Origin of the sequence: Ochrobactrum sp. BTU1 (assembly GCA_018798825.1) — a bacterium.
In the GTDB taxonomy this organism is placed as follows: Bacteria; Pseudomonadota; Alphaproteobacteria; order Rhizobiales; family Rhizobiaceae; genus Brucella.
In genome coordinates this window covers 1,651,749-1,663,865 of sequence record CP076354.1, presented here as the reverse complement: position 1 = coordinate 1,663,865, position 12,117 = coordinate 1,651,749, and the positions used below count along the sequence as shown (strand labels likewise).

Below are 12,117 nucleotides of genomic sequence, written 5' to 3'. Positions count from 1 at the left end.
TATTGCCGCTCTGACGGCCTGCAAATCGCGTCTTTTTGCGCTTCCGGTGCTCACGTACTCAAGTACGCTGCGCGCCGGTTCTCAAAAGCCACGATTTTCGGCACGTCATAACGACAATCTCGCTAATAGCATGGCTTAGGGAAGCATCGGTCAATGCGTTGTGCCAATTCAAAGTTTAAGCCAATAAAAAACCCCGCCAAAAGCGGGGTTTTCTTTTGATCTATCGTGAGACCAATTAGTCGATGTCGAAGGAAACGCCCTGTGCGAGCGGCAGAGCCTTCGAGTAGTTGATGGTGTTGGTTGCGCGGCGCATATAGCCCTTCCACGCATCCGAACCCGATTCACGGCCGCCACCAGTTTCCTTTTCGCCGCCGAATGCGCCGCCGATTTCAGCACCCGAAGTACCGATATTGACGTTTGCAATGCCGCAATCCGAACCTTCAACCGAAAGGAAGCGCTCTGCTTCCTGAAGGTTCAGCGTGAAGATCGACGAGGACAGGCCTGCGCCAACTTCATTGTGGCTCGCGAGCACGTCGTCGAAGTCGGAATACTTCATGACGTAAAGGATCGGTGCGAAGGTTTCTTCGAGAACCGGACCCTGCTGCTTTGGCATTTCGACGATAGCCGGACGCACGTAGTAAGCGTTTTCATGGCCAGCGTCGACGCGTTCGCCGCCCTGTACCTTACCGCCGTGAGCGGCTGCTTCCTTGAGTGCCTTCTGCATGTTGTCGAAAGCAACCTTGTCGATCAATGGACCAACCAGAGCTGTGGTTTCGAGCGGCGAACCAACGGTAACGCTGGCATATGCCTTCTGCAGACGTGGAACGAGAGCGTCGTAAACGCTTTCATGCACGAACAGACGACGGAGCGTGGTGCAACGCTGACCAGCGGTGCCCATTGCACCGAAAGCGATTGCACGCAGCGCCATGTCGAGATCGGCCGATGGGCAGACGATACCGGCATTGTTGCCGCCGAGTTCGAGGATTGCACGCGCAAAACGCTTTGCAAGGCGTGGACCAACTTCGCGGCCCATGCGGGTCGAACCGGTTGCCGAAAGAACAGGAACCTTCGGGCTGTCAACGAGAACTTCACCAACCGTACGGTCGCCGAGTACAACTTCAGCCAGACCTTCTGGAGCGTCGCCAAAACGCTTGATGGCGCGCTTCAGGATTGCGTCACATGCAATAGCGGTGAGCAGGGTCTTTTCAGATGGCTTCCAGACAACCGAGTTACCGCAAACGATAGCAAGAGCGGAGTTCCATGCCCAGACAGCAACAGGGAAGTTGAAGGCCGAGATAACGCCGACAACGCCAAGCGGATGCCAGGTTTCCATCATGCGATGGCCAGCGCGTTCGGTTGCGATGGTGAGACCGTAGAGCTGACGCGACAGACCGACTGCGAAATCGCAGATATCGATCATTTCCTGTACTTCGCCGAGGCCTTCCGAAGGGATCTTGCCAGCTTCGAGCGAAACGAGACGGCCGAGATCTTCCTTGGAAGCGCGGAGTTCTTCACCCAGAAGGCGGATCAGTTCGCCACGCTTTGGAGCTGGAACAGTGCGCCAAGCGCGGAAAGCTTCGTCAGCCTTGTCGATGATCTTGACTGCATCTTCTTTGCTGTGGGTTTTGATCGAAGCGATCTGTTCACCGGAGACCGGGCTGAAGCCAGCGAGGTCGCCCGACGTGTAAATGGCTGCGTCAACGCCAAGCTTTGAAAGCAGATCAGCGGCTTCTTTTTTCACGTCGAGTTTTTTAACAGCGGTGTTCATATTAATCCTCTTAGCCTGTCTAATTATTATTCTGCTGCTTCAAGACCGCTCAGGCGGGCCTGTACAGCTTCGATGGATTCGCGTTCGATACGGGCATAATGCTCGAATTCATTAAGAACCTTGGCGCCAAGGTCTTCCTCGAAACGCTTCTGGTTCGGGCTTTCCACAAAATCCTGCGCGTCGTCGTCGCCAAGATTGGACTGGAAGATACCAGCGGCACTGACCGGCAGGAAGTCTTCATAGATGATCGGATCGAACTGGACTGCGCCGCCTTCGATCAGAGTTTCAATATCGGTATCGGGTTTGAATGCTGCAAGACGTGCGGCATCCTTGACCGAATAGGCGAAATAGCCAAGCGCTTCTTCACGCACGCCTGCCCATGTGTCAGGGAAAGCGGCAAAGGTGTCGCTCAGTGCCTTCACATATTCAGCCGAGTTTGAACCATCTGGCGCTGGGCGCGCAACTGCGCGGGTGTCATTGAGCAGCTTGTCGTAAAGCGCCCGACCCTTTGGTGTTAACGCTACGCCACGCTGTTCGATTTCACCGAAACGGGCAGTGTGGGAGCCTGGTGTCCAGGTGCCGTCTGCGCTTACGAACGAAACTTCTTCTTCCAGTGCCTTGAACGAGGTCTGGCGCAGAAGGATCGGGCATTTGCGGGTTGGTGGACCTTCGACAACTGCCTTCGGGTTGATGCCGCGATCTGGCATCTGAACCTGCACGGCGTCGATGTCGAGCGTGCGTGGTGTCAGGTGGTTGATGTGCGGACCCTTGAAGGAAACAACGTCGGCGATCAGGCGATGCGCATCGTGGAGGCGATGGTAAAGCTCGGCACTGACATTGGCATGATCGTGCCAGCGGAACGTTTCGAGCACTTCTGCAACGAAGGTCTTCGCATCAGCTTCATCGAGGCCACCATTGGCTTCCGCCTTTTCGACAAGCGCAATCGCGCCCGGCGTGAAGATGTTGCGCTTCGCGAGCACGTCTTCCGATTCTGCGCGCAGTTTCGCATCAGAGATCAGATCAAGGCGCAGCAACGAGGTGAAAACACGGAACGGATTGTGCTTGAGTGCTGCATCGTCGATCGGGCGGAAGGCGGTGGAATGCACTGGCACGCCAGCAGCGCTCAAATCGTAGTAGCCAACCGGGAACATGCCCATGACCGAGAAAACGCGGCGCATCATCGACAGCTCAGCGGCAGTGCCCAAACGAATTGCACCGTGACGTTCTTCGGAAATGCGTTCGAGCGAATCTGTTTCCGTCAGACGCTCATGCAGATGCTTGTCGTCTGCGAGAACCTTTGCGTTCACATCGGAGACGAGTTCCATCAATGTGCCATAAGCAGGCACTTCTTCCTTATACATGGCCGACATGGCTGCCGAAAAGGCGGAGCGAATGGCGTCCGGTGAAACGAATTTCTGCGCGTTCATTGCAAGAGCTTCCGTAGAAGTTGGATCGTCTGCTTGGGAGGTATGTTAGAAAATAAAAAACACACCGCGATTATGATGAAAATGTATCATATCAGCCGTTTTGCCGTTATGATCGCGACGAACGCAACTATGTTAATGCGAGATTGGAATGAAGCTTAGCAGGAGACTGATCCCCGACATTGCCACGCTGCAAGCGTTTGAATGTGCGGCTCGACATGGCAGTTTCACGCAGGCTGCCAACGAATTGAACCTCACGCAGAGTGCTGTCAGTCGTCAGATCAAGGATCTCGAAAGCCAGCTCGGTGTATTGCTGTTTGAGCGCATCCGCCAGCGCATTCTTCTCTCAGATGCAGGGCGAAAATTCCTGCCGGAAGTGCGGCGTCTGCTCAACCAGACTGAGGACACGATGCTGCGCGCCATGGCGTCGGCGCAGTCGACCTCTTCATTCAGTGTAGCAACGCTGCCGACATTCGGTACGCGCTGGCTGATGCCGCGTATTCCGGATTTCGTCGAAAAACATCCCGGCATTGCAATCAATGTGGCCTCGCGTTCCGGCGTTTTTGACTTTGAAGAGCAGCCTTTCGATCTTGCCATCCATTATGGCCAGCCGGTCTGGGCACATGCGACCTGCACTTTCCTATGTTCAGAGGTGATTGTGCCTGTTGCAAGCCCGAGCCTTCTTAAAGCGCGCCATCCGGCAACCCCGGAAGAGCTGGAAAACGAGCCGCTGCTGCATCTCGCGACACGGCCTAAAATGTGGGCGCAATGGTTTGAAAGCTGTGGTGTTGAAGGCAAGTCCGCTTATCGTGGCCACCGTTTTGATCAGTTTTCGATGGTGATCGGGGCGGCACTTGCAGGCCTTGGCTTCGCACTGTTGCCGCTTTATCTGATTGAACAGGAATTGCGTAACGGCGAACTGGTCATGCTTTTCGAGCAGCCGATGCGGACCGAAAATGACTATTATCTGGTGGTTCCGGAAGGCAAACTTGAGAACCCGCTGACGCAGGTTTTCTGTCAGTGGATCGCAGGACAGGTGGGGAACGTCGTTCTTTAGTATAGGTCATTCCCAACCGGCATGAAATGTTGCAGAAATATTGCTGTTCTTGTGGCTTCCACAGCATGAAATAGTTGCGACGGTAAAAACCGCCAGTTTTCCAAAATAAGAAATGGTTGCCATCAATGTTGAACGATCCTCGCTCGCATGGTCTTTGGGAGAAGACCGCTCCAGCCGCACCCAAGACCACATCGCTGAAAGGTGATCTGTCTGCCGATGTGGTGATTGTGGGCGGCGGATTTACCGGCCTTTCGACGGCTTTGCATCTGGCTGAAAAAGGCACCAACGCCGTCGTGCTGGAAGGCATTGAAATCGGCTACGGCGGCTCGGGCCGCAATGTGGGCCTCGTCAATGCGGGCATGTGGGTTATGCCGGATGATCTGCCGGGCGTGCTTGGTCATCAATATGGCGACCGTCTGCTCGATGTACTCGGCAATGCGCCGAAGCTGGTTTTTGAAATCATCGAGAAACACAAGATTGCCTGCGAAGTTGAAAAGCAGGGTACGCTGCATTGCGCTGTTGGCAAGAAGGGTCTCAAGGAACTTGAAGACCGCTATGAACAGTGGGCGCGGCGCGGTGCCAATGTGAAGTTGCTCGACGCGCAGGAAACCGAAGCCAAGGTCGGCACCAAGGCCTATTCCGGGTCGCTGCTCGATCTGCGCGCCGGTACAATTCAGCCGCTTGCCTATGTGCGCGGGCTTGCACATGCAGCCGTTGCTGCCGGTGCCCGGATTTTCACGGGAAGCCTTGTGACCGGCGCCAGCGAACAAAACGGCAAATGGGTGGTCAAGACTGCTTCCGGCACGGTGACAGCCGATTGGATAGTGGTTGCAACCAACGCCTATACCAATGTGCCATGGCCGGAAGTACGCGCCGAGCTTGTGCACCTTCCATATTTCAACATGGCCACCAAGCCTCTCTCGGACAATATTAAGCGTTCCATTCTGCCGGAGCGTCAAGGTGCATGGGACACCAAGGAAGTTTTGTCGTCTTTCCGCTTTGACCAGCAGGGCCGTCTTGTGTTTGGCAGCGTCGGTGCGCTGCGCAATACAGGTGCGAGTGTGCATAAGGCATGGGCAAAGAAGTCGCTGAAACGTCTCTTCCCGCAAATCGGTGAAGTGGAATTTGAGTCGGAATGGTACGGCAAGATCGGTATGACCAATGACAGTCTGCCGAAGTTCCATCGCCTTGCACGCAATGTTGTTGGCTTCTCGGGTTATAACGGACGCGGTATTGCGCCGGGCACAGTGTTCGGCAAGCATCTTGCAAAGCTCGTTTCAGGCGAGATCGGGGAAGCTGATCTGCCACTGCCGGTTAGCGATCCGAGGGAACAGAGTTTCCGTGGTCTGCGCGAAGCCTATTATGAAGCGGGCGCTCAGGTAGCACACGCGGCTGAGATAATTATCTAAAGCTGCTTCACATTGTCATATAATTGAAGCCTAAGCCCTTTATGGCATCCGCATCGCTTCCGGGGTGGAAGAGATGCGGAAGGCAAATCAATCTGAAATGCCCTTCGCAGACCGTATATCTGCCGGAGGGCATTTTGCTTTCTGAAATCGTTTCCGATTTTCTGGCAGATGTTTTACAGACTTGTTTGACAGGTGAGTCATGAACAGGAATGATCGCGCTTCTCGATATGACAGTATCTGCGCCATTTCAGCTCGTATGCAGCGTAATCACGCTGGAGCAGCGGCACATGCTGCTGAAAATCACACAGAAATTCGAGGAGCAAACTCCATGACCAAGATGTTGAAGCGGGCTACGGCCATTCCAGCTCTTCTTGCTCTGTCCATGGCTGTCGCACAGGCTGACACGCTGACGCTTTACACGTCGCAGCCGGAAGCCGATGCGACCAAGACGGTTGAAGCTTTCCGCAAGGCCAATCCGGACACGGATGTGCAGATTTTCCGTTCGGGAACGAGCGAACTCCTCACCAAGCTTGCCGCTGAATTTTCAGCTGGCGCGCCACAGCCTGACGTTCTGCTGATCGCTGATGCGGTGACGATGGAAGGTCTCAAGAAGGACAAGCGCCTTCTGCCTTACACGGACGCCAAGGTTGATGGTTTTGCTGCGGATAGCTATGACGCCGACAAGACCTATTTCGGCTCCAAGCTGATCACCACCGGTATCGCTTATAATACCGGTGCAAGCCAGAAGCCTGAACATTGGGCCGATCTCGCAAAGGTTGACTATAAGGGCCAGGTTGTCATGCCAAGCCCGCTTTATTCGGGTGCTGCGGCCTATCTCCTGAGCGGTTTCGCGCTCAACAAGGATCTCGGCTGGGATTATTTCAAGAACCTCAAGTCCAATGAACTGGCAAGCGTCAAGGGCAATGGCGCGGTTCTGAAGTCGGTTGCAAGTGGCGAAAAGCCATATGGCATTCTCGTTGACTTCATGGCGCTCAATGCCAAGGCCAAGGGTTCGCCGATCGAGTTCGTCTTCCCGTCGGAAGGTGTGCCTGCCGTGACCGAACCCGTTGCGATCATGGCGACCGCCAAGAACGTCGATGGTGCCAAGAAGTTCGTTGATTTTATCCTGTCGGACGATGGCCAGAAGCTGGCACTTGAGCAGGGCTATCTGCCTGCCAAGGACGGCGTCGGTCGCCCTGCATGGCTGCCGGAAGGCACCAAGATCAACATCATGTCTATCGACACTCAGAAGGTTCTCGATCAGACTGATGCCGACAAGAAGCAGTTCTCCGAGCTGTTTGGCGGATAAAAAGCGAAAATGCGGATGTTTCGAGATCTTCAGGGCCGTGATACGGCCCTGATTGTTGGTGTAACGCTGATTGTTGCGGTGCTGTCGCTCTCACCGATGGCGCGTCTGCTTGTTGAGCTTGTTGCGCCGCAGGGACAGCTTTCGACATCCGTTCTTTCTGAAACATTGAGCAGCCGCTCGACATGGATTGCCACATGGCATTCTCTGCAGATCGGTATTGGCGGCACGCTGCTGGCGTTGGTATTTGGCATTATTGCGGCGTTGCTCGTCGGCCTCACAGACATGCGCGGGCGCAATGTCTTTGTGCTATTTTATGTGACCCCGCTGCTGATTGCCCCGCAGGTGACAGCGCTGGCTTGGCTCCAGCTTTTCGGGCCTTCCAGCCAGTTCCTCAAGATCATTGGCATGGCGCCGCCGCTGGGAAGCCGCAATCCGCTCTATTCCGTCTGGGGCATTATCTTTCTGCTGGGCGTGCAATATGGACCGCTGGTCTTTCTGATTGCGCGCGCTGGTCTGCGCAAGCTTCCACGCGAGCTGGTGGAGGCCGGTCTGAGTGCCGGTGCCAGCAAATGGACCGTTCTGCGAACCATCATTCTGCCGCTGATGACGCCATCGATCATCGGTGCTGCTGCCTTGGCTTTCGTGTCGTGCGTCGGCAATTTCGGCATCCCGGCGTTTCTGGGGATTCCATCGAATTACCTCGTTTTGCCAACGTTGATTTATCAGCGTCTTGCGGGCGGTGGGCCAGCGGTGCTCTCCAGCGTCGCGGTGCTTTCTGTGCTGATCGGTCTGATCGCCTTGGCAGGGATCGCAGCACAGGATTATGCCTCGCGCCGTCGCGATTTCCGCATCGTTTCAACGTCGCTTCCAGCTGCACCTTTTGCGCTTGGCGTATGGCGTGTGTGGGCGGAACTGGCTGCTTGGCTGTTGATCGTGATCGTGCTGTTTCTGCCGCTGATCGGTTTGACGCTTTCAGCACTGGTTCCGGCCTATGGCGTGCCGCTTACATTTGCGACGGCAACGCTTGAAAATTTCCGCTTTGTGATGCTTGAACACAGCGGTTCAGCCCGCGCTTTTGGCAATAGCCTGATGCTGTCCTTTGCGGCGGCTGTTTTTGCTGTGCTGATTGCGGTTCCGCTTGCCTATATGCTCGCTTGGCGCAAACGGCGCTGGACGCCGATCCTCAATTTTGCAGCCGAGATGCCCTATGCGTTACCGGGCGTGGTGCTGGCCATCGCCTGTCTGCTGATGTTCTTAAAGCCGCTGCCGGTGGTGGGTGTCAGTCTCTATAATACCCTCTGGATCATCCTGTTTGCCTATCTTGCGCGCTTCTTCGTGCTGGCGCTGCGGCCAACGGTTGCTGGCCTCCACCAGATTGACCGTGCGCTGGAAGAAGCCGCGCGAATTGCAGGTGCTGGTCTTTTCTATCGGCTCAGGACCATTATATTTCCTCTTGTCGCACCAGCGACGCTTGCAGGCGGCGTGCTCATTTTCATGACCGCATTCTGTGAGCTGACGGTTTCAGCGCTTCTCTGGGCGTCGGGATCGGAAACGCTGGGCGTGGTGATGTTTTCTTTTGAACAGGCGGGCGATTCCGCCTATGCGGCTGCCATATCCATTCTGGCCGTTGCGGTGACATTCATGCTGATGCTTGCAACAAATCTGTTTGCGCGGCGTCTTCCAAACGGGGTGCTGCCATGGCGCGACTGAAAATCGCTTCTGTTTCCAAGGCCTTCAACGAGTTTCAGGCCCTGTCTGAAGTGTCGCTCGATGTGAAGGACTGCGAGTTCGTTGCCATTCTCGGACCATCGGGCTGCGGCAAGACCACGCTTCTGCGGATGATTGCAGGTTTTGAAGATGTTGACGGCGGCGAAATCCATATTGGGGACAGCCGCGTTTCTCATGTTGACGGCAACGTGCCACCGGAAAAGCGGCAGGTTGGCATCGTCTTCCAGAATTATGCGCTGTGGCCGCATATGACGGTCGCTGAGAATGTCGGCTATAGTCTGCGAGTGGCAAAGGTTGCCAAAGCCGAGCGCGAGGCCCGCGTCCGCCAAGCGCTGGCGCTGGTCGATCTGGACGGTTTTGGTGATCGCCGCCCGGCCAATCTTTCGGGTGGTCAGCGGCAGCGTGTGGCTTTGGCTCGCTGTCTGGTAGCAGCCCCTTCGCTGGTCTTGTTTGACGAACCGCTTGCCAATCTTGATGTGCATTTGCGTGCTTCGATGGAAGACGAGTTTGCGGCTTTCCACAAGCGCACCGGTACGACGATTATTTACATCACGCATGACCAGGCCGAGGCCATGGCGCTTGCTGACCGGATTGCAGTTCTCGATCACGGCAAGCTTCAGCAGTTCGATACGCCGCGCAAGCTTTACGAGGAACCGGCCAGTGAAATGGTCGCGTCCTTCATCGCGCATGGCATGGTTCTGCCTGCGGAGGTCGTGTCCTTTGCGCAGGCGGGACATTGTGAGGCGCTGGTGCTGGGAAGCCGTGCTGAGGTGCGTTGTTCCGGCATTGAAATGCCGCGTGCCAATGCGCAGCTCTGCATTCGCGCAGAAGATCTGGCATTGACTGAAACCGGCGGCATCCCTGTGCGGGTCAAGCGTTCAGTCTATCGCGGTGGCGGTTCGCGCATCGAGGCAAATCCGCTCACCAAGCCGGATATTCACCTGCATTTCGAAGTGCGCGATCCGGTAAGACTGGAAGAAGGCGATGAGGTTCGCATCGCTATTCGCGGTGGCTGGATCATTCCCACCGATGAAATGCCGGTGAGAAAAGTCTCAACCGGCTTTCCAATCGGTAACAAGATTTAGCTTATTTCTTCTTCATCGCTTCCAGAAGGGCTGCACCGAAACCGCCGGTTGACGGCTGTTCCTGTTTGCGCGGGGTGAAGTTTTGCTTTTGTGCAGGTTTCGTGTCGCGCTGCGCATTGTTGCGCGGGGCAGGGGCTTCGCCGCCGTCCTTGCGCATTGTGAGGCCGATGCGCTTGCGTGGCACATCCACTTCGGTCACGCGCACCTTCACCACATCGCCAGCCTTGACCACTTCATGCGGGTCTTTGACAAACTTATCAGCGAGCTGCGAAACATGGACAAGTCCGTCCTGATGCACACCGATATCGACAAAGGCACCAAAGGCCGCAACATTTGTGACGGTGCCTTCCAGCATCATGCCGGGTTTCAGATCCTTGATGTCATCGATGCCATCGGCAAAAGTCGCTGTCCTGAATTCAGGGCGGGGATCTCGGCCCGGCTTATCAAGCTCGGCAATAATGTCGCGCACGGTTGGCAGACCAAAACGCTCATCGACAAAGACGCGCGGATCAAGGCTTTTGAGTGCTGCGCTATCACCCATGAGGCTGCGCACATCGCGGCCGCAGGCGGAAACGATCTTTTTGGCAACGCCATAGGCTTCCGGGTGAACGGAGGACGCATCAAGCGGCTCGGTGCCGTTGGCGATACGCAGAAAGCCTGCACATTGTTCAAAAGCGCGGTTGCCGAGGCGAGCGACTTTCAGAAGTTCCTTGCGGTTCTTGAAGGCGCCTGCGCCATCGCGATGCGCAACAATTGCTTCGGCAAGAGACTTTCCCAGACCCGATACACGCGCCAGCAGTGAGGCGGATGCCGTGTTGAGATCAACGCCGACAGCGTTCACCGCATCTTCGACCACTGCATCGAGCGAACGTGCCAGACGAGACTGATCGACATCATGCTGATACTGGCCAACACCGATAGATTTAGGCTCGATCTTGACGAGTTCTGCCAGTGGGTCCTGCAGGCGGCGGGCGATGGAAACGGCACCGCGCAGCGATACGTCGAGCTGCGGAAATTCGTTCGCTGCTGCTTCTGACGCCGAATAGACCGATGCACCTGCTTCCGACACGATGACTTTGAGCGGTTTTGGCGCTGGCAGGTCGTTGAGCATATCCACGACAAGACGTTCGGTTTCGCGGCTGCCTGTGCCGTTGCCAATCGCAATCAGCTCGATCTTGTGTTTGCGGATGAGGCTTGCAAGCTCGGCTTGTGTGCCACGCACATCGTTCTTTGGCGGAAACGGATAGACCGTTGTTGTGTCGAGCAGTTTGCCAGTGCCATCGACGATTGCGACTTTGACGCCGGTGCGGATGCCCGGATCAAGGCCCATGGTGGCACGCGAACCGGCAGGGGCGGCGAGCAGCAGGTCTTTGAGGTTGCGGGCGAAGACGTTGATGGCTTCTTCCTCCGCGCGTTCACGCAGGTCGCGCATGAGGTCGAGTGACAAGGAGAGTGAGAGCTTGACGCGCCATGCCCAGCCTGCAACTTCCATCAGCCAGCGGTCACCGGGCAGGGTTGCGCCGATATTATAGGCGGCTGCAATTTTGCATTCGACCGGCTTTACAGGCGAGGTGTCGTCGGCGTCGATTTCAATGTCGAGCGACAGAAAATCCTCGTTGCGACCGCGCAGCATGGCCAGAGCGCGGTGGCCTGCAACATTTGCCCAGCGTTCGAAATGGTCGAAATAATCGGAGAACTTCGCGCCTGCGTCCTGTTTGCCATCCACAACTCTGGAGCGCAGAACAGCGCGATCTTTGAGATAGTTACGCAGATTACCGATCAGTTCAGCATTCTCGGTGAAGCCTTCGGCGATGATGTCGCGCGCGCCTTCAAGAGCTGCTTTGACATCGGCAACGTCGCCCGTGACATATTGTGTGGCAATCTCTGCGGGGACCAGTCTGCGGTCGCTCAGAATAGCTTCGGCAAGCGGTCCAAGACCACGTTCGCGGGCGATTTCTGCTTTGGTGCGGCGCTTAGGCTTATATGGAAGATACAGATCTTCAAGCTCGGCCTTGGTCTGGACGCCTGCGATTTTCAGCTCCAGTTCCGGCGTCAGCTTTTCCTGCCCGCGGATCGATTCCAGAATGGAAGTGCGCCGTGCTTCAAGCTCACGCAGATAAGAAAGTCGCTCATCCAGCGTGCGCAGCTGCGTATCGTCAAGGCCGCCGGTTACTTCTTTGCGGTAACGGGCGACGAACGGCACAGTCGAGCCTTCATCGAGAAGACCAATGGCTGCTATGGCCTGTTCGGGCTTTGCGTTGATCTCCGCTGCAATGATTGCGGCAATTCGCTTAATATCGTTGGCCATATTCATTCCAATCTCAAATCTTTACGCGA

The 12,117-nt window shown here is 55.9% G+C and carries 8 protein-coding genes; 5 read left to right on the top strand and 3 right to left on the bottom strand.

Annotation, left to right across the window (positions count from 1 at the left end; all coding sequences use genetic code 11):
* Window positions 1-235 precede the first annotated feature (235 nt).
* Together KMS41_08045 and KMS41_08040 are read right to left on the bottom strand one after the other, a co-directional pair.
* Window positions 236-1,768: an aldehyde dehydrogenase family protein gene (locus tag KMS41_08045; protein ID QWK77058.1), complete on the bottom strand. Its 1,533-nt coding sequence runs from the start codon at window positions 1,766-1,768 to the stop codon at window positions 236-238.
* Between the two features lie 26 nt (window positions 1,769-1,794).
* Window positions 1,795-3,195: a VOC family protein gene (locus tag KMS41_08040; protein QWK77057.1), complete on the bottom strand. Its 1,401-nt coding sequence runs from the start codon at window positions 3,193-3,195 to the stop codon at window positions 1,795-1,797.
* A gap of 148 nt (window positions 3,196-3,343) precedes the next feature.
* Between KMS41_08040 and KMS41_08035 the strand changes: the two genes are divergently transcribed.
* From KMS41_08035 to KMS41_08015, 5 genes are all read left to right on the top strand, one after another.
* Window positions 3,344-4,249 carry a LysR family transcriptional regulator gene (locus KMS41_08035; GenBank protein QWK77056.1) on the top strand — a complete coding sequence of 302 codons (906 nt, stop codon included), beginning with the start codon at window positions 3,344-3,346 and terminating at the stop codon, window positions 4,247-4,249.
* 125 nt (window positions 4,250-4,374) lie between these two features.
* Window positions 4,375-5,658, top strand: a complete 1,284-nt coding sequence (locus KMS41_08030) for an FAD-binding oxidoreductase (GenBank protein QWK77055.1) — start codon at window positions 4,375-4,377, stop codon at window positions 5,656-5,658.
* A gap of 328 nt (window positions 5,659-5,986) precedes the next feature.
* Window positions 5,987-6,967: an ABC transporter substrate-binding protein gene (locus KMS41_08025; GenBank protein QWK77054.1), complete on the top strand. Its 981-nt coding sequence runs from the start codon at window positions 5,987-5,989 to the stop codon at window positions 6,965-6,967.
* A gap of 9 nt (window positions 6,968-6,976) precedes the next feature.
* Window positions 6,977-8,677 carry an iron ABC transporter permease gene (locus tag KMS41_08020; GenBank protein QWK77053.1) on the top strand — a complete coding sequence of 567 codons (1,701 nt, stop codon included), beginning with the start codon at window positions 6,977-6,979 and terminating at the stop codon, window positions 8,675-8,677.
* Window positions 8,665-9,780 (top strand): ABC transporter ATP-binding protein, encoded by a 1,116-nt coding sequence (locus KMS41_08015; GenBank protein QWK77052.1) that lies wholly within the window; start codon window positions 8,665-8,667, stop codon window positions 9,778-9,780. The genes KMS41_08020 and KMS41_08015 overlap by 13 nt, the downstream gene beginning before the upstream one ends.
* A gap of 1 nt (window position 9,781) precedes the next feature.
* Here the strand turns inward: KMS41_08015 and KMS41_08010 are convergent, their stop codons facing one another.
* Window positions 9,782-12,088, bottom strand: coding sequence for an RNA-binding transcriptional accessory protein (locus tag KMS41_08010; protein ID QWK77051.1), 2,307 nt, complete (start codon window positions 12,086-12,088; stop codon window positions 9,782-9,784).
* Between the last annotated feature and the right edge of the window lie 29 nt (window positions 12,089-12,117).